Source organism: Stenotrophomonas sp. 62841_Sma (genome assembly GCF_056482945.1).
Genome location: NZ_CM151224.1, coordinates 4,742,728 through 4,768,264, shown reverse-complemented (window position 1 = coordinate 4,768,264; position 25,537 = coordinate 4,742,728). Strand labels below are relative to the sequence as shown.

General features: G+C 67.4%; 16 protein-coding genes and 1 riboswitch. Of the genes, 10 read left to right on the top strand and 6 right to left on the bottom strand.

The window, feature by feature from the left end:
• The first annotated feature begins 55 nt into the window (after window positions 1–55).
• Genes tatA through tatC form a run of 3 tightly spaced genes read left to right on the top strand, consistent with a single transcriptional unit; the run spans window position 56 to window position 1,506 of the window.
• Window positions 56–283, top strand: coding sequence for a Sec-independent protein translocase subunit TatA (tatA, locus tag ACZK5G_RS22155; RefSeq protein ID WP_032128453.1), 228 nt, complete (start codon window positions 56–58; stop codon window positions 281–283).
• A gap of 15 nt (window positions 284–298) precedes the next feature.
• Window positions 299–760, top strand: a complete 462-nt coding sequence (gene tatB, locus ACZK5G_RS22150) for a Sec-independent protein translocase protein TatB (protein WP_478464856.1) — start codon at window positions 299–301, stop codon at window positions 758–760.
• On the top strand, window positions 757–1,506 hold the full coding sequence (tatC, locus tag ACZK5G_RS22145; RefSeq protein WP_032128455.1) for a twin-arginine translocase subunit TatC: 750 nt from the start codon (window positions 757–759) through the stop codon (window positions 1,504–1,506). The genes tatB and tatC overlap by 4 nt, the downstream gene beginning before the upstream one ends.
• Window positions 1,507–1,597: 91 nt before the next feature.
• Here tatC and ACZK5G_RS22140 read toward each other — a convergent pair whose 3' ends face one another.
• The 3 genes from ACZK5G_RS22140 to ACZK5G_RS22130 are packed head-to-tail and all read right to left on the bottom strand — an operon-like array spanning window position 1,598 to window position 5,113.
• Complete coding sequence (locus tag ACZK5G_RS22140) at window positions 1,598–2,509, bottom strand: BPSS1780 family membrane protein (RefSeq protein WP_478464854.1); 912 nt, start codon at window positions 2,507–2,509, stop codon at window positions 1,598–1,600.
• Window positions 2,510–2,559: 50 nt separating this feature from the next.
• On the bottom strand, window positions 2,560–3,306 hold the full coding sequence (locus tag ACZK5G_RS22135; RefSeq protein WP_005411673.1) for a glutamine amidotransferase: 747 nt from the start codon (window positions 3,304–3,306) through the stop codon (window positions 2,560–2,562).
• Window positions 3,278–5,113 (bottom strand): GspE/PulE family protein, encoded by a 1,836-nt coding sequence (locus tag ACZK5G_RS22130; RefSeq protein WP_478464852.1) that lies wholly within the window; start codon window positions 5,111–5,113, stop codon window positions 3,278–3,280. Before ACZK5G_RS22130 ends, ACZK5G_RS22135 begins: the two co-directional genes overlap by 29 nt.
• An 83-nt stretch (window positions 5,114–5,196) precedes the next feature.
• Here ACZK5G_RS22130 and glyQ point away from each other — a divergent pair, with 83 nt between their 5' ends.
• The 6 genes from glyQ to ACZK5G_RS22100 all read left to right on the top strand — a co-directional run bounded on the left by glyQ (window position 5,197) and on the right by ACZK5G_RS22100 (window position 20,064).
• Window positions 5,197–6,108, top strand: coding sequence for a glycine--tRNA ligase subunit alpha (gene glyQ, locus ACZK5G_RS22125; RefSeq protein ID WP_006403404.1), 912 nt, complete (start codon window positions 5,197–5,199; stop codon window positions 6,106–6,108).
• Between the two features lie 71 nt (window positions 6,109–6,179).
• Window positions 6,180–8,255, top strand: a complete 2,076-nt coding sequence (gene glyS, locus ACZK5G_RS22120) for a glycine--tRNA ligase subunit beta (protein WP_478464850.1) — start codon at window positions 6,180–6,182, stop codon at window positions 8,253–8,255.
• Window positions 8,256–8,509: 254 nt separating this feature from the next.
• On the top strand, window positions 8,510–10,306 hold the full coding sequence (locus ACZK5G_RS22115; protein ID WP_080291770.1) for an autotransporter assembly complex protein TamA: 1,797 nt from the start codon (window positions 8,510–8,512) through the stop codon (window positions 10,304–10,306).
• On the top strand, window positions 10,303–14,163 hold the full coding sequence (locus ACZK5G_RS22110) for a translocation/assembly module TamB domain-containing protein (protein ID WP_478464849.1): 3,861 nt from the start codon (window positions 10,303–10,305) through the stop codon (window positions 14,161–14,163). The genes ACZK5G_RS22115 and ACZK5G_RS22110 overlap by 4 nt, the downstream gene beginning before the upstream one ends.
• A gap of 171 nt (window positions 14,164–14,334) precedes the next feature.
• The gene (locus ACZK5G_RS22105) at window positions 14,335–16,482 is read left to right on the top strand and encodes a S46 family peptidase (protein ID WP_478464848.1); all 2,148 of its coding nucleotides are present in this window, start codon (window positions 14,335–14,337) and stop codon (window positions 16,480–16,482) included.
• A gap of 135 nt (window positions 16,483–16,617) precedes the next feature.
• The gene (locus ACZK5G_RS22100) at window positions 16,618–20,064 is read left to right on the top strand and encodes a hybrid sensor histidine kinase/response regulator (protein ID WP_478464847.1); all 3,447 of its coding nucleotides are present in this window, start codon (window positions 16,618–16,620) and stop codon (window positions 20,062–20,064) included.
• 72 nt (window positions 20,065–20,136) lie between these two features.
• On the opposite strand, the gene ACZK5G_RS22095 is transcribed toward ACZK5G_RS22100, so the two are convergent.
• The 3 genes from ACZK5G_RS22095 to acs all read right to left on the bottom strand — a co-directional run bounded on the left by ACZK5G_RS22095 (window position 20,137) and on the right by acs (window position 23,854).
• Window positions 20,137–20,712 (bottom strand): manganese efflux pump MntP, encoded by a 576-nt coding sequence (locus ACZK5G_RS22095; protein ID WP_032128462.1) that lies wholly within the window; start codon window positions 20,710–20,712, stop codon window positions 20,137–20,139.
• An 88-nt stretch (window positions 20,713–20,800) separates the two neighbouring features.
• Window positions 20,801–20,890, bottom strand: a riboswitch (yybP-ykoY riboswitch).
• Between the two features lie 233 nt (window positions 20,891–21,123).
• Window positions 21,124–21,789: a response regulator transcription factor gene (locus tag ACZK5G_RS22090; RefSeq protein WP_005420420.1), complete on the bottom strand. Its 666-nt coding sequence runs from the start codon at window positions 21,787–21,789 to the stop codon at window positions 21,124–21,126.
• 121 nt (window positions 21,790–21,910) lie between these two features.
• Entirely contained in the window at window positions 21,911–23,854 is a 1,944-nt protein-coding gene (gene acs, locus ACZK5G_RS22085; RefSeq protein WP_478464846.1) for an acetate--CoA ligase, read from the bottom strand.
• A gap of 245 nt (window positions 23,855–24,099) precedes the next feature.
• On the opposite strand from acs, the gene ACZK5G_RS22080 reads away from it, so the two are divergent.
• On the top strand, window positions 24,100–25,527 hold the full coding sequence (locus tag ACZK5G_RS22080; RefSeq protein WP_478464844.1) for a DcaP family trimeric outer membrane transporter: 1,428 nt from the start codon (window positions 24,100–24,102) through the stop codon (window positions 25,525–25,527).
• The last annotated feature ends 10 nt before the right edge of the window (window positions 25,528–25,537 follow it).

Below are 25,537 nucleotides of genomic sequence, written 5' to 3'. Positions count from 1 at the left end.
TAACACTCGGTGCGCTATGCTCGACAGCCTGATCACTAACGTAACGAGCGTCTTTATGGGCAGTTTCAGCATCTGGCATTGGTTGGTCGTGCTGGCCATCGTCCTGCTGGTGTTCGGCACCAAGCGCCTGACCAGTGGCGCCAAGGATCTCGGTTCGGCGGTCAAGGAATTCAAGAAGGGCATGCGCGACGAGGACAAGCCGAACGCGCAGCTGGGCGATGAATCGCGCAGCCAGGACGCCTCGCGCGCCGCGCAGGACGAGCACGACCGTAACGCTCGCTGATCCGGAGCGGTCGCGGTGTTTGATATCGGCTTCAGCGAACTGCTGGTGATTGCGGTGGTTGCCCTGGTGGTGCTCGGTCCTGAGCGCCTGCCCAAGGCGGCCCGCTTCGCCGGCCTGTGGGTGCGACGTGCCCGTAATCAGTGGGATTCGGTGAAACAGGAACTGGAGCGCGAACTGCAGGCCGAGGACATCAAGCGGCAGATGCAGGACGTGCGCCAGGGCATGCAGGACACCGAGAACCAGCTGCGCGCCAGCGGTGAAGCGATCCGTCGCGAAGCGCAGGAGGCCCAGCAGCAGGGCGATACGCTGGCGCAGGAAGTACGCGCGCCGGCGCCCGCAGATCTTCCGCCGCACATGAGCGCCGTGCCCGACACCGATGCGCCGGCACAGGAGAGCGTTGCTCCCGAGCCGACGCCGGCGACGCCCCCTGATGCCGGTGCGACGCCGCCGCAGAGCAGCCCGGAGCGCCAGCCATGAGTGAACAGGATTTCGGCGAAAGCTCGCTGGTCGAACATCTGGTGGAACTGCGCGGCCGCCTGGTGCGCGCATTGCTGGGCCTGGGCGTGGTGCTGCTGGCGCTGCTGCCGTTTACCCAGAAGCTGTACAACGCGCTGGCCGAACCGCTGGTCTCGCAGCTGCCGAACGGGCAGACGATGATCGCCACCAACCCCGCCGGCGCCTTCTTCGCCCCGCTGAAGCTGACCTTCTTCGTCGCCCTGTTCGTGGCGGTGCCGTGGTTGCTGTACCAGCTGTGGGCGTTCGTCGCCCCGGGCCTGTACGCGCGCGAGAAGCGCCTGGCGGTGCCGTTGCTGGTGTCGTCGGTGCTGCTGTTCTACGCCGGCTGTGCCTTCGCCTACTTCCTGGTGCTGCCGGCGGTATTCCACTTCCTGACCACCTTCAGCCCGGACGTGATCGCGATCACTCCGGATGCGAACGCCTACCTGGACTTCGTGCTGGCGATCTTCTTTGCCTTCGGCGGCAGCTTCGAACTGCCGGTGGCAATGGTGATCCTGGTGCTGCTGGGATGGGTGACGCCGCAGCAGTTCAAGGAAGGGCGCGGTTACGCGATCGTCGGCATCTTCGTGGTGGCCGCAGTGCTGACCCCGCCGGACGTGGTCTCGCAGCTGATGCTGGCGATCCCGATGTGCCTGCTCTACGAACTGGGCATCCACGCCGCACGCTGGCTGGTGCCGTCGTCGGTAGTGAAGAAACCCGCCGCCTGAAAGAAAAAAAGGGGACGGAGGGGATTAAGTCGTTAGCTGCACACACTGGGCATAAACGACTTAATCCCCTCCCCTCCGTCCCCTTTTTCCGTCAGGCGTGGAACACGTCGCTTGAGGTCGGCGTGGTCGGGATCGGTGGGGCCGCGCGGCTGCCGCGATGCACGAACATCTGCTTCCACGCGGCGTAGACCGCGCCGACATACAGCGGCATCAGCACCGTGGTCAGCACCAACTGGGCGATGAAGGCCGCAGCCAGCGGGCCACCGATCAGCATCGCGACCTGGATCACGATCACGAACAGGATGTACATGCAGAACGCGGCGATCAGGCCGAGTACGGCGAACACGAACATCGCGCCGATGTTCTCGATGCAGCCCTGCAGGCTCAGGCGCAGCGCATGCATGCCGCTCTGCTTGTCGAACACCACCAGCGCCGGCTGGGTGAACATCGCCAGCGACAGCGCCACCGCGCTCAGGAACACCAGCAGCATCCACAGCGCGATGCGCTTGGCCGGCAGGTTGGCGACCAGTGCGGCCGCGTCGTCCGGCTTGATCTGCTGGCCGCTGCGGCTGATCTCTTCCATCTTGGTCATGACCTCGCTGAAGGCGGTGAAGCCCTCGCGGCCGATCATCATGAACAACAGCGCGCCCAGCAGCAGCACCGCCAGCACCTGGATCGCCAGCGGCACCAGCAGGTGGCTGACGCGGTGGTCGCGGATCGGCTGCAGCAGGTGCGAGGCCAGGCCCGGGCGGCCTTCGTCGATCTCGCCCACGGCATACAGCATGCCGCCGAACATGATCGGCGAAATGGCCAGGGTCATCAGCTGCACAGCCATGCCGGCGGCGCCGGGAATCAAGGTCGACAGCAGGGTCACCACCCAGCTCACCAGCAGCCAGGTCAGGCCGATCCGGGCCAGCTGCAGCGGCGCACGCCGGTACAGGGAGAACGTATCCAGCAACCACTGGGCGCCCGCCGAGGCCGGCAGCTTGCGAATCTCTTTCATGGACATCCGGGAAGGACAGGAGGGGGCCGGGCGGCTGCCCGTGCCGCCGATTATCCCTGTTTTGCCACCGGCTGGGCTGAAGACAGCCGCGCCTGGCGGACGAAGCGGCGCAACAGCTGGCGGGCCAGCGGCGCGGCACTGACCGCGCGCTCGATGCTGCGGGCGCAGCCGCCATGGCGGCCGATGCAGTCGGCCCGGGCGCGCACGTAGCCACGCATATGGTGGGTGGCGAATTCCGGATGGAACTGCACGCCCCACGCCTGGCGGCCCCAGCGGAAGGCATGGCAGCCGTCCAGCGGCGAGCGTGCCAGCACTTCGGCGCCGTCAGGTGCGCGCAGCACGGTCTGCAGGTGGGTGGCATGGGCGGCGAAATGCTGCGGCAGGCCCTGGAACAGCGGGTCCTGCGCGGCCTGCGGCTGCAGTTCCAGCTCGATCGTGCCGGACTCGCGGCCAGCCGGGTTGTAGGCCACCTCGCCACCCAGCGCGTGCGCCAGCAGCTGGTGGCCATAGCAGATGCCGAATACCGGCAGGTCGTCGTGGGCGGTCTGGCGCAGCCATGCGGCGCTGCGCTCGCTCCACTCGGCGTGGTCGGTGACGAAGGCGGCCGAGCCGGTCACCAGCACGCCGGCGAAGGCATGTGGGTCGGGCAGGGCGCCACCGTGTTCGACATCGACCACCACCGTCTCGTGTTCTTCCAGCCCGGCGGCGACGCGGATCCAGTGCGGAAAGCGCCCGTAGCGGCGCAGCGACGGTACCGGGCGGCCGGTTTCAAGGATCAGGAACGGGGCTGGGTTCATCCGGGGGCGGCAGGACTGACAGGACTTCCTCGATTGTAGTCAGCCCCTGCGCCACCTTTTCAAGCCCGGCCTGGCGCAGGGTTCGCAGCCCTTCAGCCCGCGCAGCCCGGCTGAAACCGGCCAGATCCATGTCGGCGCGGATCTGCCCGCGCAGCCGCGAACCCAATGGCAGCAACTCATACAGGCCGATGCGGCCGAGGAATCCGGTGCGCCGGCACTCCAGGCAACCGACCGGCCGACAGGGCGTGGCGGCATCTGGATATGCGGCATGGCTATCAGCCAGCACCGCCCAGTCGGCGGCGCCGAGGCTGTGCGGCTGCTTGCAGTGCGGGCACAGCGTGCGCACCAGGCGCTGGGCGAGGATGCCGTTGAGGGTGCTGGCCAGCAGGTAGTGCGGCACGCCCAGGTCGAGCAGGCGGGTGACCGCCGAGGGCGCATCGTTGGTATGCAGGGTGGACAGCACCAGGTGGCCGGTCAGCGAGGCCTGCACCGCCATCTGCGCGGTTTCCAGGTCGCGGATCTCGCCGATCATGATGATGTCCGGGTCCTGCCGCAGCAGCGTGCGCACGCCGCTGGCGAAATCCAGGTCGATGTTGGTCTGCACCTGCATCTGGTTGAACTCCGGCGCGATCATCTCGATCGGGTCCTCCACCGTGCACACGTTCACGTCCGGCGTGGCCAGGCGCTTCAGCGTCGAATACAGGGTGGTGGTCTTGCCCGAGCCGGTCGGGCCGGTGACCAGCACGATGCCGTGCGGACGCTCCACCAGCGCATTCCAGCCCGCCGCCTCCTGCGGGCTGAAACCGAGCTGGTCGATGCTCTTGAACGCGGCATCGGGGTCGAAGATGCGCATCACGCACTTTTCGCCGAAGGCGGTGGGCATGGTCGACAGGCGCATCTCGACCTCGCGGCCGCCCGGCGAACGGGTCTTGATGCGGCCATCCTGCGGGCGCCGGCGTTCGGCCAGGTCCATGCGGCCGAGCACCTTGATGCGGCTGACCACCGCGGTCATCACCGCCGGCGGTACCTCGAACACCTTGTGCAGCACGCCGTCGATGCGGAAGCGCATGCGCCCCATTTCGCGGCGCGGCTCCAGGTGGATGTCCGAGGCGCGCTGCTCGTAGGCGTACTGCAGCAGCCAGTCCACGATATGCACGATGTGCTGGTCGTCGGCATTGACGTCGCCGGTGCGGCCCAGCTCCACCAGCTGTTCGAAGCTGGGCAGGGTGGTGCTGGCCTCGCCGCGCACGTCGCCACGGGCGCCGCGCACCGAGCGGGTCACCCCGTAGAACTCCATGGTGTAGCGGTGCAGGTCCAGCGGGTTGACCACCGCCAGCTCGATGCGGCGGCGGGTCAGGTGCTGCAGGTCGCGGCGCCATTCCTGCACCAGTGGCTCGCTGGTGGCCACCAGCACGCGCTCGGCATCCACCGCCAACGGCAGGAAACGGTGGCGGCGCGCGTAGGCATGGGAGACCAGCGCGGTGACCGCGGCGACGTCGACCCGGGTCGGGTCGATGCGCAGGTAGCGGCTGCCGGTGCGCTGCGCCAGCCACTCGGTGAGGCGCTCCAGGGTCAGTTCGCCACCGCCGTTGGCGGCCAGCTTGAGGTTGGACAGCAGCACCATCGGGTGCACTTCACTGGCGTTGCGTGCGCCTTGCGCGGAAAAGCGCATGCGCTCGCGGTCCTGCTCGGCCACCAGGCCATCGGCGATCAGGGCCGCGGCAATCTGCTCGAACTGCAGGCGACCCCACGGCAGCGGTACGCCGCCAGCCTCGCCGGGCGTGCCCACCGGCAGCCGATGTTCCATCTGCCTGCTCCTCCCGGGTACGGAATGCCCCGCAGGTCGGCCGTTATACTAACGCACCCCCTTGCCGGCCAAGACTCGTACGCATGTCCGCGACCCCGACCGTTCCGATCACCTTCCAGGGCCTCATCCAGACCCTGAACCAGTTCTGGGCCCAGCAGGGCTGCGTGCTCATCCAGCCGCTCGACCTGGAGGTGGGCGCCGGTACCTTCCACCCGGCCACCTTCCTGCGTGCGATCGGTCCGGAGAGCTGGAACGCGGCCTACGTGCAGCCCTCGCGCCGCCCGACCGACGGCCGCTACGGCGAGAACCCGAACCGTCTGCAGCGCTACTACCAGTACCAGGTGGCGATGAAGCCGGCGCCGGACAACATCCAGCAGCTGTACCTGGATTCGCTGAAGGCACTGGGCATCGATCCGCTGGTGCACGACCTGCGTTTCGTCGAGGACAACTGGGAATCGCCGACGCTGGGCGCCTGGGGCCTGGGCTGGGAAGTCTGGCTCAACGGCATGGAGGTGACCCAGTTCACCTACTTCCAGCAGGCCGGTGGCCTGGAGTGCCGCCCGGTGCTGGGCGAGATCACCTATGGTCTCGAACGCCTGTGCATGTACCTGCAGAACTGCGACAACGTCTACGACCTGGTCTGGACCTACGGCCCGGACGGCCAGCCGGTGACCTACGGCGACGTCTACCACCAGAACGAGGTGGAGCAGAGCACCTACAACTTCGAATACGCCGACGTGGAAGAAATGTTCCACCGCTTCGATGCCTGCGAGCGTGAAGCGCAGAAGCTGGTGGAAGTGAACCTGCCGCTGCCGGCCTACGAGCAGGTGATGAAGGCCAGCCACACCTTCAACCTGCTGGACGCGCGCCGCGCGATCAGCGTGACCGAGCGCCAGCGCTACATCCTGCGCGTGCGCGCGCTGGCCCAGGCGGTGGCCAAGGCGTACTACGAGCAGCGCGAGAAGCTGGGCTTCCCGGGCGCGAAGAAGGCCTGACGGCCGCTCCCCCCCTTACTCCGGGGCGCCGGACGCGTTGCGCGCTGCGCCCCCACCACAGGATTGAAACGATGAGCCAACTGTCCCCCCTGCTGATCGAACTGGGCACCGAGGAGCTGCCGGTCAAGGCGCTGCCGGGCCTGGCCCAGGCGTTCTTCGACGGTGTCGTCGAAGGCCTGCGCAAGCGCGGCGTCGCGCTGGAACTGGGCGATGCGCGCCCGTTGTCGACCCCGCGCCGCCTGGCCGTGCTGCTGCCGGGCGTTGGCCTGGAACAGCCGGAACAGCACAGCGAAGTGCTGGGCCCGTACCTGAACATCGCGCTGGATGCCGAAGGCCAGCCGACCAAGGCCCTGCAGGGCTTCGCCGCCAAGGCCGGGATCGACTGGACCGCGCTGGAAAAGACCACCGACAACAAGGGTGAGCGCTTCGTGCACCGCGCGGTGACCCCGGGCGCGAGCACCGCCAGCCTGCTGCCGGAGATCCTGCGCGAGGCGATTGCGGCGATGCCGATTCCCAAGCCGATGCGCTGGGGCGACCACGCCTGGGGCTTCGCGCGCCCGGCGCACTGGCTGGTGCTGCTGCACGGTGCCAACGTGGTCGAGGCCGAGCTGTTCGGCCTGCAGGCCGGTCGCGTCAGCCGTGGCCATCGTTTCCACCACGACCAGGCGGTGTCGCTGGCCCAGCCGCAGGATTATGTTGAAGCCCTGCGTGCCGCGTTCGTGCTGGTCGACCCGAGCGAGCGCCGCGCGCGCATTGTCGCCGAGGTCGAGGCCGCTGCGGCCAAGGCCGGTGGCAGCGCCCGCATCACCGACGACAACCTGGAACAGGTGGTGAACCTGGTCGAATGGCCGTCGGCAGTGCTGTGCAGCTTCGAACGTGCGTTCCTGGCGGTGCCGCAGGAAGCGCTGATCGAGACGATGGAGATCAACCAGAAGTTCTTCCCGGTGCTGGATGCCGCTGGCACCCTGACCGAGAAGTTCATCGGCATCGCCAACATCGAATCGAAGGACGTGGCCGAAGTGGCCAAGGGCTATGAGCGCGTGATCCGCCCGCGCTTCGCTGATGCCAAGTTCTTCTTCGACGAGGACCTGAAGCAGGGCCTGGTGTCGATGGGCGACGGCCTGAAGACGGTGACCTACCAGGCCAAGCTGGGCAGCGTGGCCGACAAGGTGGCGCGCGTGGCCGCTCTGGCCGAAGTGATCGCACCCCAGGTTGGCGCCGACGCTGCGCAGGCCAAACGTGCGGCCGAGCTGGCCAAGAACGACCTGCAGTCGCGCATGGTCAACGAATTCCCGGAACTGCAGGGCATCGCCGGCCGCCACTACGCCGTGGCCGGTGGTGAATCGCAGGAGGTAGCGCTGGCCATCGACGAGGCCTACCAGCCGCGCTTCGGCGGTGACGACATCGCGCTGTCGCCGCTGGGCAAGGTGCTGGCGATTGCTGAACGTGTCGACACGCTGGCCGGTGGCTTCGCCGCTGGCCTGAAGCCGACCGGCAACAAGGACCCGTTCGCCCTGCGCCGCAACGCGCTGGGCCTGGCCCGCACGATCATCGAAAGCGGCTTCGAGCTGGACCTGCGCGCGCTGCTGGCCAGCGCCAACGCCGGCCTGGCCGCACGCAACGTGCAGGCCGATGTCGGCGAGCTGTACGACTTCATCCTCGACCGCCTGAAGGGCTACTACGCCGACAAGGGCGTGCCGGCCACGCACTTCAACGCCGTCGCCGAGCTGAAGCCGGCCTCGCTGTACGACTTCGACCGCCGCCTGGATGCGATCGGCACCTTCGCCGCGCTGCCGGAAGCCGAGGCGCTGGCTGCGGCCAACAAGCGCATCCGCAACATCCTCCGCAAGGCCGAAGGCGACATCCCGGCCCAGATCGACCCGGCGCTGCTGCAGGAAGACGCCGAGCGCGCGCTGGCTGAAGCGGTCACCGCGGCCATCGACGACACCGGCGCCAGCCTGCAGCACAAGGACTACGTGGCTGTGCTGGCACGCCTGGCCCGCCTGCGCCCGCAGGTCGACGCGTTCTTCGATGGCGTGATGGTCAATGCCGAGGATCCGGCGCTGCGCGGCAACCGCCTGGCGCTGCTGACGATGCTGGGCGAGCGCCTGGGCAAGGTGGCAGCGATCGAGCATCTGTCGAGCTGACGCCCGTATCGGTAGTGCCGGCCGCTGGCCGGCATTGCCACCGCGCATCGGATCGGTCTGTGGGTTGCCGGCCAGCGGCCGGCACTACCGGACACCGGGGGGGGCGTATCGGAGGGTCATTGCCGGCATCGCGCACGATGCCGGCATCCTCGGCTGCGATCACGACGATCGCCACAAAGGCGCGTATTTTGACCGCCACTTAACAACCGATCCCGAATGACGTGATGCATTTCGCATCGTCACCTTCGGTCGGTATGCTGTGCCGCATGCAGCCAAAGAAATACGCCCTGCCGCTGATGGTCCTGTCGCTGGCCGCCACCTCCGTGGCCCACGCGCGCGGCACCATCGACAAGGTGGACATCAAGGGATTGGACAAGGGCGACGACGCCGCAATCATCGAGAACATCCAGGAATCGCTGTCGCTGTACGACACGATCGGCAAGGAACAGGGCGAATCGCGCCTGGAGTACCTGCTGTCACAGGCCGAGCGGCAGACCCGCCAGGCACTGGAACCGTTCGGGTACTACAACCCGGTGATCAAGGTCGAGGCGCCGCGCGAGGACGAGCACGTGCGCGTGCTGATCCATGTCGACAAGGGCACCCCGGTGACCGTCCGCCGCGAGCACATCGACATCACCGGGCCGGCGATGTACGACCAGTACCTGCAGGACGATCTGGCCGCGTTCAAGCCGCGCAAGGGCCAGCGTTTCGAACATACGCAGTACGAAGCCAGCAAGATCACCGTCACCCGCCGCCTGGCCGAACGTGGCTATTTCGATGCCGACTACACCCAGCGTCAGGTGCAGATCACCCGTGCCGACAACGCCGCCGACATCGACCTGACCTGGGACAGCGGCCGCCGCTACAACATGGGACCGGTGCGTTTCGAGCAGGACTACTTCGTCGACAAGCTGTTCGATCCGCTGGTGTACTGGGAACAGGGCAGCTACTTCCACGAGGGCAAGCTGGACCGGCTGCGCGAGTCGCTGACCAAGCTGGACTACTTCAGCGTGATCGACATCCAGCCGCGGCCCGACCAGGCCGATGCGAACGGCGAAGTGCCGGTGGATGTGAAGCTGACCCGTGCCAAGCGCACCATCTACACCGCGGGTCTGAGCTACGGCAGCGAAAGTGGCCCGGGTGTGCGCGGTGGCATCGAACGGCGGTGGCTGAACAACCGCGGCCACAAGATGAACACGCAGCTGGACTATGCGCAGAAGCGCAAGAGCCTGGTCACCAGCTACCGCATTCCGGCCTTCAACTGGCTTGATGGCTGGTACACCTTCGCTGCCAGCGCCTACGACGAGCAGACCGACTACATCGACCTGCGCAACTTCAAGCTGATCGCCAGCCGCAGCGGTGAGATCAACGAACACTGGACCGCGATCGCCTCGATCAACGCGCTGCGCGAGCGCTGGCGCTATGCCTCCGGCACCGAATTCACCGACGCGGTCTACAACACGTCGACGCTGGTGTACCCGCAGATGGTCGCCGACTACGTCAACGTCGATGACGAACTGTTCCCGCGCAAGGGCATCAGCGGTACTGCGACGATGCGTGCCGGCGTTGAGGGTGCCGGTTCGGACACCAGCTTCGTGCAGGCCAATGCCGTGCTGCGCTGGTACATCCCGGTGGGCGAAAGCAACCGCCTGATCCTGCGCGGCGAGGGTGGCACCACCTGGACCAGTGATCTGGTGGCGATGCCGCCCAGCCTGCGCTACTTCGCCGGTGGTGACCGCAGCATCCGCGGCTATGCCTATCGCGAGGTGGGCCCGCGGACCCCGGCACCGGACAAGTACGCGCTGGGCGCCAAGAACCTGGTGATCGGCTCGGCCGAGTACGAGCACTACTTCAATGGTGGCCCCTGGGGTGCGGCGGTGTTCGTCGATACCGGCAGCGCCTTCGACAACACCATCGATCTGCATACCGGCGTCGGCTTCGGCGTGCGCTGGAAATCGCCGGTGGGCCCGGTGCGCGTGGATATCGCGCATGGCCTGAACAACCCGGATTCGCAGTTCCAGCTGTACCTCAACATCGGAGCGGACCTGTGAGTACGCCCGCACCCACTCCGAACCCGACCACGCCGCCGCGCGTGCGCTTCTACCGCCGCCGCCGCTTCTGGGCCTGGTCCGGTGTGGGCGTGCTGGGCCTGGTGCTGCTGGCCCTGCTGGCGGTGTACTGGCTGCTGCAGACCGTGGCCGGCCGTGACGTGCTGCTGGCGCAGGTGGTGGCACGGCTGCCGGTGGGCGCCAGCTTCACCTGGGACAAGGTGGACGGCCCGGTGGCCGGTCCGCTGACCCTGTACAACGTCGACTTCCGCTACGACGACATCCATTTCCACGCCGAGCGCGCCCATCTGGAGCCGGACCTGCGCCCGCTGCTGGGCCGCAAGCTGCTGCTGGACAAGCTGGAACTGACCAACGCGACGCTGAACCTGGCCAAGAGTGACGAGCCGTTCAAGCTGCCGTCGTGGCCCGATTCGCTGCCGCAGATCGAAATGCCGTTGGCGATCCAGGCCGATGCCATCGCCATCGACGGCTTCCGCATCAGCCAGGCCAACGAGCCGGTGATCGACATCAGTCGCGTGCGCGGCGGCATCGAGATCGCCAATGGCGAGTTCCAGGCACACAAACTGGTGGTGGACAGCGACATGGGCAATTTCACCGCCCAGGGTCGTTACATCCCGGCCAAGGACTACGACACCGATGTGACCGTCACCGCGGTGCTGCCGGCGCCGCGTGGCCGCACGGCCGCCACCGTCGGCCTGGTCGCCCGCGGTGACCTGTCGCACATGGAAGTGGCCGTAGCCGGGCGCGCGCCGAAGCCGCTGCACGCGATGCTGGTGTTCGATGGCCGCACCGATCCGAGCTGGAGCGCCAGCATCCGCAGTGACGAGCTGGATCTGGCGCTGCTGTCGCCGGCACTGGCCAGCTCGGCGATCGCGCCGCTGGCACTGGATTTCACCGCCGCCGGCAAGGGCGGCAACGCCAACCTGCGTGGCAAGGTGAAACAGGGCGATCAGGAACTGGAACTGGCACCGTCGGTGGTGTCGCTGCAGGACCAGGTGCTGAAAGTCTCACCGCTGCTGGTGAAGGGTCTTGGCGGTGAGGCGCGGCTGGAAGGCACCGCCGATTTCAGCCAGGAAGACCAGCAGAAGCTCAACTTCTCGGTGGTCGCACATGACCTGACCTACGTGCCAGCGGCGGACCCGAACACCGCCGGCAGCGCCCCGGTGCCGGTCACCTTGAAGGAAGCGCGCTTCGGCCTGGCCGGTACCCTGAAGGCCTGGGCGGCGATCGGCCGCGCCGAGGTCGAGCGCGACGCGCAGAAGGCACAGCTGCACTTCGATGTGCGCGGCAACGATCAGGCCGCGTCGATCCACCAGCTGCAGGCGCAGACCCCGGGTGGCCAGCTGCAGGTGGAAGGCCAGGTGGCGTGGGCACCGCAGCTGGACTGGGATGCCAAGGCCACACTGAAGGACTTCGACCCCGGCTATTTCGTGCCGGGCTGGAATGGCCGCCTGTCCGGCAACCTGGCCTCCAAGGGCCGCCAGCTGCCGCCGCCGGCAAACGAACCGCCGGGTACCGCCGGCACGTTGGAAGCCACGGTCGATCTGCCGTCGTTGAAGGGCGTGCTGCGTCAGCGCAACCTGGACGCGCAGGGCAAGTTCGCGCTGCAGGGCGCGCAGGGCCAGGGTGACCTGAAGCTGTCGCTGGGCAGCAGCCGGGTGACCGCTTCGGGCAAGGTCGGTGACCGCCTCGACATCGATGCGCGTTTCGAACCGCTGCAGCTGAGTGACCTGCTGCCGGGCGCCGATGGCGGCCTGCGTGGCCAGGTACAGGTGAAGGGCCCGCGCGATGCGCCGGACATCACCGCCGACCTGGTCGGCAACAACCTCAACTGGGACGGCTACGGCGCCGGGAGCGTGAGCATCAAGGGCCACCTGCCGTGGCGCGGCGACAGCGGCACGCTGGCGATCCAGGGCCAGCAGGTCAATGCCGGCATGCTGCTGGAACGCTTGAATGTGGATGCGCAGGGCAGTGTCTCCAACCTGCGCCTGGCCGCGCAGACCCGCAACGAGATGGGCGCGATCGAGCTGCAGGGCAGCGTGCGCCAGCAGGGCGCGCAGTGGCGCGGCGAGCTGGCCGCGCTGCGCATTGCACCGGTGAAGGGCGATGCCTGGTCGCTGCGTGCACCGGCGGCGTTCGCGATCAACGGCAGCACCTACACGCTGGGCGAAGCCTGCCTGGCCGCTGCCAGCAGCGGCACACTGTGCGCACAGGCCAACTGGCCGCGCGAGGGCCTGGTGGTGCGCAGTGATGCGCTGCCACTGGCGCTGGTGCAGCCGTGGTTGCCGCCGCAGTCCGGCCGTCGCATCTACCTGCGTGGCGATGTCAGCCTGGATGCGCAGATCCGCCCGCGCGGCAACGCCTGGGAAGGCCATGTGGAAGTGCGCTCGAAGGAAGGCGGCGTGCGCCTGGGTGAGAACCGCAATGCCGTGGGGGACACCACCCGTGGCGAGCTGGTGCGCTACGACCAGTTCTCGCTCAAGCTCGACATGACCCCGGCCAGCATCAAGGGCTACCTGGGCATGGGCTTCCAGGGCAACGGCTTCGTCGACGCCAGGATGCAGACCGGCTGGGAAGCCAGCGCACCGCTGAACGGCGAGCTCTACCTCAACATGTCGCGGCTGTACTGGCTGGAGCTGTTCTCGCCGGACATCGTGCGACCGACCGGCCTGATCGAAGGCCACGTCAGCCTGCGCGGCACGCGTGGCCAGCCCTCGCTGGGCGGTGACGCGCAGCTGAGCAACTTCAAGGGTGAATTCCCGGCACTCGGCCTGACCTTCGACCAGGGCAAGGGCAGCTTCGTGGCCCAGCCCGATGGTTCGGCCAAGATCACCGCGCAGGCCAACTCCGGCCAGGGCACGCTGTACGTGGATGGTGGCCTGTCGTGGTTCGGCGATGCACAGCCGCTGCAGTTGAAGATTCACGGCGACAACGTGCTGCTGTCCAATACCAGCGAGCTGCGCATCGTCGCCAATCCCAACCTCGACTTCACCCTGGCCAAGGCCGCGATGGAGCTGCGTGGCACCGTGCACGTGCCCGAGGCCGACATCGATCTGGAGCGCCTGGACCGCGGCACCTCGGTGTCCGAAGACGTGGTGGTGCTCGACCCGGCCGATCCGGAAGAGTCGCGTACCTCGCCGCTGGACATGGAGCTGACCGTCAGCCTCGGTGACAAGGTGAAGATGACCGGCTTCGGCCTGAAGGGCGCGCTGACCGGCAAGATGCAGGTCTGGGCCAAGCCTGGCCGCGAGATGACCGCCAATGGCGGGCTGGAAGTGAGTGGCCGCTACAAGGCGTACGGGCAGGACCTGACCATCACCCGCGGCAACCTCACCTGGAACTACAACGCGGTGTCCGACCCGCGCATCAACATCCGTGCCGAGCGCCGGATCGGTGATGTCACCGCGGGTATCGACGTGACCGGGCGTGCGCAGCAGCCGCGTGCGGACGTGTGGTCCGATCCGGCGATGTCGCAGTCCGAAGCCCTGGCTTATCTGGTGCTGGGACGCAGCCTGACCGGCGCCAGCAGCGACCAGACGCAGCAGGTCAATGCGGCCTCGGCGGCATTGTCGGCCGGCAGCGGCCTGCTGGCCTCGCAGCTGGGTGCCAAGCTGGGTCTGGACGATGCCGGCGTGAGCCAGTCGCGCGCGCTGGGTGGCTCGGTGATCGGCGTCGGCAAGTACATCTCGCCCAAGCTGTACGTCGGTTACGGCGTGTCGCTGGTCGGTGCCGGTTCGGTGATCACGCTGAAGTACCTGCTGCGTCGCGGCTTCGACGTGGAAGTGGAATCGAGCACGGTGGAAAACCGTGGGTCGATCAACTGGCGGCGGGAGAAGTAACGATGCGGTAGTGCCGGCCGCTGGCCGGCAACTGCACCGTATCTCCCGAGTTGCGTGGGTTGCCGGCCAGCGGCCGGCACTACCGTGCACGACGGCCCCAACCATCGGCCGTTGCCCCTTCCGCCCCCAGCGGCTATGGTCCCGGGCTGTTCTGTCGTACCGGATTGCCCCATGTCACCACGCAAAGCCCTTCCCACCGCCCTGGCCCTGGGCCTGACCCTCGCCGCCGGCGCCCACGCCGATGAAGGCATGTGGATGCCGACCCAGCTGCCGGAGCTGGCCAAGCCGCTGCAGGCCGCAGGCTTCAAGGGCAATCCGGCCGACCTGGCCAATGTCACCGCACCGCCGCTGAGCGCGGTGGTGCGTGCCGGTGGTGGCACCGGCTCGTTCGTATCGTCGGACGGTCTGCTGCTGACCAACCACCACGTGGCGATGGGCGTGATCCAGTACAACAGCTCGCCCGAGCACGACCTGATCAATGGTGGCTTCATCGCCAAGGACCGCGCCGACGAGCGCCCGGCCAACCCGGACTTCCGCGTGCTGGTCACCGTCGGCTTCGACAAGGTGACCGACCAGGTGCTGGCGCAGGCGCGTGGCAAGACCGGCCGTGCCTACTTCGATGCGGTGGATGCGGCCAGCAAGCAGATCGTGGCCGAGTGCGAGAAGGACGGCAGCGTGCGCTGCTCGGTGGCCAACATGTACTACGGCACCGATTTCTACCGCATTGCCCAGCTGGAGCTGAGCGACGTGCGCCTGGTGTATGCGCCGCCGCGTGCGATCGGCAACTACGGCGATGAGATCGACAACTTCATGTGGCCGCGCCACACCGGTGACTTCACCCTGCTGCGCGCCTATGTCGGCAAGGACGGCAAGCCGGCCGCGTACAGCAAGGACAACGTGCCCTACCAGGCGCCGGCGCACCTGCAGATGTCGGTGGAAGGTCCGAAGGAAGGTGACTACGCGATGCTGGCCGGTTACCCGGGCATCACCTATCGCCACCGTACCGCGGCCGAATTCGCTGGCCAGATCGATACCGTGCTGCCGCGCCGCGTATCGGTGTTCCAGCAGATGATCGACACCATCGAGGCCGCCAGCGCCAAGGACGCGCAGGCGCGCACCCGCTACGCCTCGCAGCTGCAGTCGCTGAAGAACAACCGCAAGCGCGCCGCCGGTGAGCTGGAAGGCCTGTTGCGCAGCGACGCCAAGGCCCAGCGTGCCGCCGACGAGACGGCGATGCTGGCTGCCACCGACCGCAAGTACCAGGGCGACATCAAGGCGCTGCTGACCAATCTGTCGCAGGGCGCGGCGGTGGGCGAGCGTGACCTGCTGCTGGACCAGATGGCCGCACAGAGCCAGCTGCTGCGCTCGGCGCTGCTGCTGGAACGCCTGCGCATCGAATCGGCCAAGCCGGACGCGCAGCGCGAGAGTGGTTTCCAGCAGCGCGACCAGGCGATGATCGAAGGCGTGCTCAAGCAGGTCCAGCGCCGTTACGCACCGGAAGTCGAGAAGGCGCTGCTGACCACCCTGCTGACCCGCTACCAGCAGCTGCCGGACGCGCAGCGCGTGGCCGAGTTCGATACGGCCTTCGGCCGTACCCCGGAGCAGCTGGCGAAGGCACTGGACACCCTGTACGCCGGCACCCAGCTGGGTGAAGAGGCACAGCGCCTGTCCCGTTTCGCTGCTGCGCGCGAAGGCAAGGCGCTGGCTGCCGATCCGCTGATCACCGTGGCCGCCCCGCTGGTGGCCGCGCAGCTGCGCATCGAGAACGAAAGCAAGACCCGCGAAGGCGAGCAGCTGCGCCTGCGCCCGGCCTACATGCAGGCGCTGTTCGCCTGGCGTGCCAAGCAGGGCCGCGCGGTGTACCCGGATGCCAACCGCACCCTGCGCATCAGCTACGGCAAGGTCGAGGCGCTGCATCCGCGCGACGGCGTGACCTACTCGCCGGTGACCACCGTGGCCGGCATCGTCGAGAAGAACACCAACGCCTATCCGTTCGATGCGCCCAAGCCGCTGCTGGCCGCGATCGCCAAGGGTGACTTCGGCAGCACCGCCGACCCGGCGCTGAAGACCCAGACGGTCAACTTCCTGACCAACCTGGATACCACCGGCGGCAACTCCGGCTCGCCGGTGCTCAACGCCAAGGGCGAACTGATCGGCCTGAACTTCGACAGCAACTGGGAATCGGTCAGCGCCAGCTGGTGGTTCGACCCGCGCTACAAGCGCGCCGTGCACGTGGACATGCGCTACCTGCGCTGGCTGCTGGCCAAGGTCTACCCGGCGCCGGAACTGCTGAAGGAAATGGGCGTGCCGGCCCAGTAAGAAGCCGGCCACGACCAATGGTCGTGGCCCGCACCGCGTAGGCCCCCACCTTGGTGGGGGTGGTTGCCCCCAACGAGCCCGCACCCCCGGCCACGCCTGGCCTACACTGCGGGTTCTTCCGACGGAAACGCGCGCGTGGTCTCCAGCTGGATCCTGCTGCTGGTCTCGGTTGCCTATGCCGCGCTGCTGTTCGGCGTGGCGTGGTGGGGTGACCGTCGGCCGATGTACCCCGACCGGCCGTGGCTGCGGCCGGTGGTCTACAGCCTGGCGCTGGCCGTGTACTGCTCGTCGTGGACGTTCTACGGTGCGGTCGGTACCGCCGTGCGCAACGGCGTGGGCTACCTGCCGATCTATATCGGTCCGTTGCTGCTGCTGTTGTTCGGCTGGCGCATCATCGAGCGCCTGGCGCTGATCGCACGCAGCCAGAACGTGGTGTCCATCGCCGACTTCATCTCTTCGCGCTTCGGCCGCTCGCGGCGGCTGGCGGCGCTGGTGGCGATCATCGCGCTGATCGGCATCATTCCGTACCTGGCCCTGCAGTACAAAGCGGTGGCGATGAGCCTGCAGGTGCTGACCGGCAACACCGGCCCGACCGGCTTCTTCACCGATCCCGCGCTGTACGTGGCGCTGCTGATGGCGTTGTTCGCCACCCTGTTCGGTACCCGCCAGGTCGATGCCACCGAACACCATCACGGCATGATGCTGGCGATCGCCTTCGAATCGGTGATCAAGCTGTTGGCGATGCTGGCCGTGGGCGTGTTCGCCTACCTGTGGCTGAGCAACCGCACCGACGCGGTGGTCGAATCGGTGCATACGCTGTTCACCGGCCTGCCGCCGGTGGGTTTCATCTCGCAGACCCTGCTCAGTTTCCTCGCCATCATCTGCCTGCCGCGCCAGTTCCACGTGGCGGTGGTCGAGTGCGGTGACGTGCGCGATGTGCGCCGCGCGCGCTGGATGTTCGGCGGCTACCTGGTGCTGATCTCGGGCATGGTGCTGCCGATCGCCACCGCCGGCGTGACCCTGTTCGGTACCGGCGGCAGCGTCGCCGACGACTCGATGGTGCTGGCCCTGCCGCTGGCCGAAGGCCGCAATGCGCTGGCGTTGATCGCCTATGTGGGCGGCTTCTCGGCGGCCACCGGCATGGTGATCGTGTCGTCCATCGCGCTGGCCACCATGGTCAGCAACGATCTGGTGATGCCGGTGCTGCTGCGCCGGAGCGGTGACCACCAGGAGGCCGCCGACGTCGCCTCGCGCGTGCTGTGGATCCGCCGCCTGGCGATCCTGCTGCTGGCGCTGATGGCCTACAGCTACTACCGCACCAGCAGCAACGACAGCACGCTGGCCTCGTATGGCCTGATGGCGTTCGCAGCGGTGGCGCAGTTTGCGCCGGGCCTGATCGGCGGCCTGTACTGGCGCGGTGCCAGCCGGCGCGGCGTCGAGGTGGGCATGCTGCTCGGCTTCGGCACCTGGCTGTACACCCTGCTGCTGCCTGCGATGACGATGGCCGGCTGGGTCGATGCTGGCTGGGTGCAGCACGGCCCGTTCGGCATCGAGTGGCTGCGCCCGCAGCAGCTGTTCGGCATGACCGGCTGGGACCCGCTGACCCACGGCACGTTCTGGTCGCTGCTGGTCAACGCGGCGACGATGATGCTGGTGTCCGCGCGTTGGCGGCCCGGTGTCGACGAGCGGCTTCGCGCCGCGCCGTTCCTCGATCCGTATGCCGAGCGTCCGTCGGTGGCCGGTGGCTGGCCCGGTCACGTGCACGTGGGTGACCTGCTGGCACTGGCCTCGCGCGTGGTTGGCGAGCGCCATGCGCGGCGTTCGTTCTTCGAGCAGGCGCAGTCGCTGGGCCGCGAGCTGCAATCCTCGGCGCCTGCGGACCGGCCGTGGGTGCAGTTCACCGAGCGCTTGTTGGCCGCATCGATCGGTGCGGCGTCGGCACGCCTGCTGCTGACCAGCCTGCTGCGTGGCTCGGGCATGGATCTGGGCGAAGTGGTGGCCGTGCTGGACGAAGCCGGGCAGGAGCTGCGCTTCAACCGCGAAATCCTGTCGACCACGCTGGAGAACATCAGCGCCGGGGTCAGCGTGGTCGATCCGGACATGCGGCTGACCGCATGGAATCGCCGCTACCAGGACATGTTCGGCTACCCCGACGGCATGCTCTACGTGGGCCGCCCGGTGGCCGACCTGATCCGCTACAACGCCGAGCGCGGCGAGCTGGGCGAGGGTGATATCGAAGTGCAGATCAACCGCCGCATCGGCTACATGCGTGCCGGTTCACCGCATGTGTTCGAGCGCACCCGCAGCGATGGCAAGGTGATCGAGATGCGTGGGCAGGCGCTGCCCGGCGGCGGTTACGTGACCAGCTACAACGACATCACCGACTACAAGCACGCGGAAAAAGCACTGCTGGAAGCCAACGAGACGCTGGAACAGCGCGTGGCCGAGCGCTCGCATGAGGCCGAGGTCGCGCAGCAGTCGAAGACCCGTTTCCTGGCGGCGATCAGCCACGACGTGCTGCAGCCGTTGAACGCGGCGCGCCTGTTCGCCTCGGCACTGCGCGACAGTGATCACGTGAGCGACGAGCAGAAGCATCTGGCCGAGCGTGTGGACGCTTCGTTGCGTGCGGCCGAAGAGCTGCTCGATGGCCTGCTGGATGTGTCGCGGCTGGATGCCGGCGGCCTGCATCCGGTGATCGGCGAGTTCGACGTGAGCGCGTTGATGCGTGAGCTGGCCGCGCAGTACACCCCGGTCGCGGCTGGCCGCGGCCTGCGCCTGGACCTGTTCGCACGCCCTGCGTGGGTGCGCAGTGACCGCCGCCTGCTGCGCCGCGTGCTGCAGAACTTCCTGGCCAATGCGCTGCGCTACACCCGCCAGGGCCGCATCGTGCTGGCCGTGCGCCAACGCGGCGATGAAGTGGAACTGCAGGTGTGGGATACCGGCCCCGGCATTCCCGAGCACCATATGCGGCAGATCTTCGACGAGTTCCACCGCTACCAGCAACCATTCGACTGGGGCGAACAGGGGTTGGGCCTGGGCCTGTCGATCTGCCAACGCATCTCGCGCCTGCTCGACCATCGGTTGAACGCACGCAGCCGGGTCGGCAAGGGCTCGATGTTCTCGATCATCCTGCCGCGGGTGGCACCGCTGCCGGGCTACACCGAGCTGGCCACACCCGCACAGACCGTCGCCGCGCCAGTACGCAGCGATTCGCTGGCGGGCCTGCGCGTGCTGTGCGTGGACAACGACGAGGAGATCCTCGACGGCATGCGCGCACTTCTCGGCCGTTGGCAGGTGCAGGTGATCACTGCGGCCACCGTCGACCAGGCGCTGGAGAAGATCGTCGAGCGCCCGCAGGTGATGCTGGTGGATTACCACCTGCACGACCGCATGGACGGCCTGGATGCGCTGGTGGCGCTGCGCGAGGCGGCCGGTTACCCGCTGCCGGGCGCACTACTGACCGCCGATGGTCGCGACGAGCTGAAGCGGATGGCGCGCGAACGCGGCTACCGCGTGCTGACCAAGCCGATCAAGCCGGCCTCGCTGCGCGCCTTCCTGGGCGCGCTGCGCGATGCGCAGTAGATCCACGCCATGCGTGGATGTGACGTCAGGTAGTGCCGGCCGCTGGCCGGCAACCACGTAATCGCGGAAGCGTTACCCCAGGCCGTGCAGGTGTTCGTACAGGATCGTCGCGCCGATGATCACCAGGATCACGCCGCCGATGATCTCGGCACGCTTGCCGACCATGCTGCCCAGCACGCGGCCGAGCATGATGCCGACGGTGACCATGGTCAGCGTGCACAGGCCGATCACTGCAGCCATCACGCCGATATGCACGTCCATGAAAGCCAGGCCGATACCCACCGCCATCGCGTCGATGCTGGTGGCGAAACCGGTCAGCGCCAGCTTCCAGAAGCCGTGGTGCTGCGAGGGGTCTTCGTCTTCGTCGGCACTGTCCGGACGCAGGCCGTTGTAGATCATGTGGATGCCCAGTGCGCCGAGCAAGCCGAAGGCGATCCAGTGGTCGAAGGCTTCGACGTACTGCAGGGCGGCACGGCCGAGCAGCCAGCCGATGATGGGCGTGATCGCCTCGATGACGCCGAAGATGATGCCGGCACGCAGTGCGTCGCGGAATACCGGCTTGCGCATGGCCGCACCCTTGCCGATTGCAGCGGCGAAGGCATCGGTGGACATGGCAAAGCCGATCAGGAGGATCGAAATGGGGGACATGGGCGGCGGCTGAGGTCGGGCTAGGACGGACGCACGGCCTGCGCTCGCGCCCAACCTGACGTTGCGCGCGCGGGCCGCTGGTCTCGCCAACCATCATGGTTGTCCACGCCACGGCGCACTGGCCGAGTATGTTGACGTGGACGATTCCTGCGTAGGAATCCGGCTACTCCCCAAGGGGACGCGCAGCTTAGCATCGCGATTCACGCGCGGCGCATTTCCAGCGAAACGCGCAGGCAGGGCTGGTTTGTATAGCGATGGCTATATCGAGAGCGCAGCCGTGCCTGGTAGTGCCGGCCGCTGGCCGGCAGGTGCACCATCAAAAGCGTGCCAAGCAAGCTTGGCACCTACCAATGCGGTATCAGATGATGTCGCGCGTTTCAGGCCAATGCCGGCCAGCAGCCGGCACTACCTTCAGTCTTCTTCCGGCGGCAGCACGATGGCGTCGTCGTCGATCGCCAGCTTGCCGGCCATCAGCACGGCCTGGGTGCGGTTGGTGACGCCCAGCTTGCGCAGGATGGCGGTGACGTGGGCCTTGATCGTCGCTTCGGAGACGTTGAGGTCGTAGGCGATCTGCTTGTTCAAGCGGCCGGCGCCGAGCATCTGCAGCACGCGGAACTGCTGCGGGGTCAGCTCACGCAGGCGCTGGCCGACTTCGCGTTCCTCGCTGCCGGTGGGCGGCACGTTGTGCGCTTCCGGCGGTGCCCAGGTCTCACCATCGAGGATGGTGCCCAGTGCGTGGCCGATGGTGTCCGAATCCGCAGACTTCGGAATGAAGCCCAGCGCGCCGTGGTCGAGCGCTCGGCGCATCACCGTGGCTTCTTCGCGCGCGGACACCACGACCACCGGCAGCTGCGGATGCAGCGAGCGCATGTGCACCAGCGCGTTGAAACCCTGCGCACCGGGCATGTTGAGATCCATCAGGACCAGGTCGGCGTCGTTGTGCTGGTCGGCCAGCGCGTACAGCGCTTCCACGCTGTCGGCTTCGAACAGCTGCACGCCGGGGATGACCCGCTGTACCGCCCCACGCAGGGCTTCGCGGAACAGCGGGTGGTCATCGGCAATCAGGAGGGTGGTCATGGGTCGAGCTTATCGATCAGGAAAAAGAGCGACGTGATGGCAGGTGCAGGACGGGTCGGACACGGCCGGGTCCCTCCTCCCGGCCACGTCCCTGGCGCGTCCTGCGCCTGCGGTCACGCCATCAGCGCACCTTGCGCTCGTCCACCAGCGACGCCACCACCGACGGATCGGCCAGGGTCGAGGTGTCGCCAAGCTGGTCCGGTGCGTTCTCGGCGATCTTGCGCAGGATGCGGCGCATGATCTTGCCCGAGCGGGTCTTCGGCAGGCCCGGCGCCCACTGCAGGTGGTCCGGCGTGGCGATCGGGCCGATCTCCTTGCGTACCCAGGCGACCAGTTCCTTCTGCAGCTCGTCGCTCGGAGCTTCTTCGGCCACCAGGGTGACGTAGGCGTAGATGCCCTGGCCCTTCACGTCGTGCGGGAAGCCGACCACGGCCGCTTCCGCCACCTTCGGGTGCGAGACCAGCGCGCTTTCCACTTCGGCGGTGCCGATGCGGTGGCCGGACACGTTGATCACATCGTCCACGCGGCCGGTGATCCAGTAGTAGCCATCTTCGTCGCGGCGGCAACCGTCGCCGGTGAAGTAGCTGCCCGGGTAGGTGCGGAAATACGTATCGATGAAGCGCTGATGGTCGCCGTACACCGTGCGCATCTGGCCCGGCCAGGAATCGCGGATGATCAGGTTGCCCTCGGTCGGGCCGTCCTGGATCTCGCCATCGGCATTGACCAGCGCCGGCTGCACGCCGAAGAAGGGCAGGGTGGCCGAGCCGGGCTTGAGGTCCATCGCGCCGGCCAGCGGCGAGATCAGGATGCCGCCGGTCTCGGTCTGCCACCAGGTATCGACGATCGGGCAGCGGCTGTCGCCGACCACCTCGTAGTACCAGCGCCAGGCTTCCGGATTGATCGGTTCGCCGACGCTGCCGAGCAGGCGCAGCGAGGCGCGCGAGGTCTTCTTCACCGGTTCCTCGCCCTCGCGCATGAGCGCACGGATGGCGGTCGGGGCGGTGTAGAAGATGCTCACCTTGTGCTTGTCGATGACGTTCCAGAAGCGCGAGGTGTCGGGGTAGTTCGGCACGCCTTCGAACATCAGCGAGGTCGCACCGTTGGCCAGCGGGCCGTACACGATGTAGCTGTGGCCGGTGACCCAGCCGACGTCGGCGGTGCACCAGTAGATGTCGTCCTCGCGCAGATCGAACACCGCTTCATGGGTGTAGGCCGCGTACAGCAGGTAGCCGCCGGTGGTGTGCAGCACGCCCTTCGGCTTGCCGGTGGAACCGGAGGTGTAGAGGATGAACAGCGGGTCTTCCGCGTTCATGCGTTCCGGCTCGCAGGTGGCCGGCTGGCTGTCCACCACATCGTGGAACCAGCGGTCGCGCGGCGCCTGCATGTCGACCGCACCGCCGGTGTGACGCACCACCAGCACGGTTTCCACGGTATTGGTGCCGGGCAGCTTCAGCGCAGCATCGACGTTGGCCTTCAGCGGAATCCTGCGGCCACCGCGCAGGCCCTCGTCGGCGGTGATGATCAGCTTGCTCTGGCAGTCGCTGACGCGGTCGGCGATCGAGTTTGGTGCGAAGCCACCGAACACCACCGAGTGGATCGCACCGACGCGTGCGCAGGCCAGCATGGCCACGGCGGCGTCGACGATCATCGGCAGGTAGATGGTGACCCGGTCGCCCTTCTTGACCCCGAGGTTGCGCAGCGCATTGCCGAGGCGGCAGGTGCGCTCGTACAGCTCGCGATAGGTCACGTGCTGCGCCGGTGCGTCCGGGCCGTCCGGCTCGAACAGCAGGGCGGTCTTGTCGCCACGCTTCTCCAGCTGGCGGTCCAGGCAGTTCACACTGGCATTGAGCTCGCCATCTTCGAACCACTTGATGTGGAAATCGGACAGGTCGTAGCTGACGTTCTTGATCTTCGTCGGCTTGCGCATCCACTCCAGGCGCTCGGCGGCCTTGCCCCAGAAACCATCCGGGTCGGTCACCGAAGCCTGGTACTGCTGTTCGTACGACGTCTTGTCGATGCGTGCCTTGGCGGCGAACTGCGGATCGACGGGGTAGATATCAGCCATGGCACCCTCACTTGCACGTTGACTTTGTATGTGCGGTCGCAGCATCGCAGCGACCGATCCCCTTCAGTTTGCCCCATCCACCCCCGGCCGCGTCACCACTCTGGTTAGACCATGGTCGAAAGTGAGCGCCCAGCAGGGCCGGGTTCGACCAATGGCGAATAGCCGCTATACATAATCGCCCCGCAGTCTCGGCTCGACCGTGCCCCACGCGCGGCATCACCTTGCCACTTGGGAGAGAGGGCAACATGAGCCACCGTACGTTGAAAGCCGTGCGCAAACCTTTGGCGGCCTGCCTGTTGGTCGCCCTGGTCGCACCGGGCATGGCGTTCGCTGAGACCGCCAAAGAGAAAGCGCTGGAAGCACGCGTTGCGGAACTGGAACGCCAGGTCCAGCTGCTGCTGTCTTCGCAGCAACAACAACAGACCCAGATCAGCCAGACCCAGCAGGCGGTGACCGAAGTCCGCACGGTGCAGGCCGAGCAGAAGCCGGTCGCCTCGATGCCGGCGGGCAAGCAGCCGATCCAGGTCACCACCATCACCCCGGGCGCCGCGCCGGGCACCACGGTCAAGATCGGCGGCTTCATCAAGGCCGACTTCCTCGCCACCCAGACCAGCGATGGCCAGCTGGCCGACGACGCCACCGGCCGCTCGCTGTACCTGCCGGGCCAGACCCCGGTGGAAGGCGCCGGCGGCAGCGGCAAGCGTTCGGGCACCGACTTCAACGCCCACGCCAAGTTCTCGCGCTTCAACCTGGGCATCGACAATGTGAGCGAATCGGGCAACAAGGCCGGTGCGTTCTTCGAGATGGACTTCTTCGGCAACTCGCTGGGCAACCAGACCGCGACCAATACCTACGGTGTGACCCTGCGCCACGCCTACATGTACTGGAACAACTGGATGGCCGGCCAGACCTGGTCCAACTTCATGGACGCGGCCGCACTGCCGGAAGCGGTCGACTTCGTCGGTCCCACCGACGGCGTGATCTTCGTGCGGCAGGCGCAGGTGCGCTACACCCAGGGTGGCTTCAGCGTCGCGCTGGAAAACCCGGAAACCACCACCCTCACCGGCACCCGCAACCCGGTCACCGGCGCCTGGACCAACGCCAGCGCCAACTCCGACCGTGGCAGCCTGCCTGATCTGACCATGCGCTATGGCTGGAAGGGCGACTGGGGCACCTTCGGTGTCGGCGGCATCGTCCGCCAGCTGAAGGTCGACAACCAGGCCACCGGCGCCAAGGCCGACAAGGTGGCCGGCGGCCTGACACTGGGCGGCAAGTGGGTGATGGGCGACAGCGATTCGCTGCACTACCAGCTGACCGGCGGCGAAGGCATCGCCCGCTACATCGGCCTGGGCATCACCGCCGATAGTGCCTACGACGTTGCCCGCGACGAGCTCAACCCGACCGGCGTGCTTGCCGGCTACGTGGGCTGGCGGCATGCGTTCTCGCCGAAGCTGCGCACCAACCTGATCTACGCGCGCAGCGACTACGACAACGACAGCATCCTCGGCCCGCTGGTGACCAAGAGCGTGCAGAGCATCCGCGGCAACATCTTCTACTCGCCGCTGCCCAAGGTCGATATCGGTGCGGAGCTGATGTACGGCCGTCGCGAAGTGGAGAACGGCAACAAGGGTGACATCACCCGGTTGCAGTTCACCACGAAGTACAGCTTCTAAGAGCGTGCCG

What these genes read in the sequence shown, in the direction of transcription:
- acs (WP_478464846.1), bottom strand. Translation starts at nt 23,854, where the DNA reads ATGGCTGATATCTACCCCGTCGATCCGCAGTTCGCCGCCAAGGCACGC.
- glyQ (WP_006403404.1), top strand. Translation starts at nt 5,197, where the DNA reads ATGTCCGCGACCCCGACCGTTCCGATCACCTTCCAGGGCCTCATCCAG.
- tatA (WP_032128453.1), top strand. Translation starts at nt 56, where the DNA reads ATGGGCAGTTTCAGCATCTGGCATTGGTTGGTCGTGCTGGCCATCGTC.
- ACZK5G_RS22095 (WP_032128462.1), bottom strand. Translation starts at nt 20,712, where the DNA reads ATGTCCCCCATTTCGATCCTCCTGATCGGCTTTGCCATGTCCACCGAT.
- ACZK5G_RS22105 (WP_478464848.1), top strand. Translation starts at nt 14,335, where the DNA reads ATGTCACCACGCAAAGCCCTTCCCACCGCCCTGGCCCTGGGCCTGACC.
- ACZK5G_RS22080 (WP_478464844.1), top strand. Translation starts at nt 24,100, where the DNA reads ATGAGCCACCGTACGTTGAAAGCCGTGCGCAAACCTTTGGCGGCCTGC.
- ACZK5G_RS22130 (WP_478464852.1), bottom strand. Translation starts at nt 5,113, where the DNA reads ATGGAACATCGGCTGCCGGTGGGCACGCCCGGCGAGGCTGGCGGCGTA.
- tatC (WP_032128455.1), top strand. Translation starts at nt 757, where the DNA reads ATGAGTGAACAGGATTTCGGCGAAAGCTCGCTGGTCGAACATCTGGTG.
- ACZK5G_RS22115 (WP_080291770.1), top strand. Translation starts at nt 8,510, where the DNA reads ATGCTGTGCCGCATGCAGCCAAAGAAATACGCCCTGCCGCTGATGGTC.
- glyS (WP_478464850.1), top strand. Translation starts at nt 6,180, where the DNA reads ATGAGCCAACTGTCCCCCCTGCTGATCGAACTGGGCACCGAGGAGCTG.
- ACZK5G_RS22140 (WP_478464854.1), bottom strand. Translation starts at nt 2,509, where the DNA reads ATGAAAGAGATTCGCAAGCTGCCGGCCTCGGCGGGCGCCCAGTGGTTG.
- ACZK5G_RS22090 (WP_005420420.1), bottom strand. Translation starts at nt 21,789, where the DNA reads ATGACCACCCTCCTGATTGCCGATGACCACCCGCTGTTCCGCGAAGCC.
- ACZK5G_RS22135 (WP_005411673.1), bottom strand. Translation starts at nt 3,306, where the DNA reads ATGAACCCAGCCCCGTTCCTGATCCTTGAAACCGGCCGCCCGGTACCG.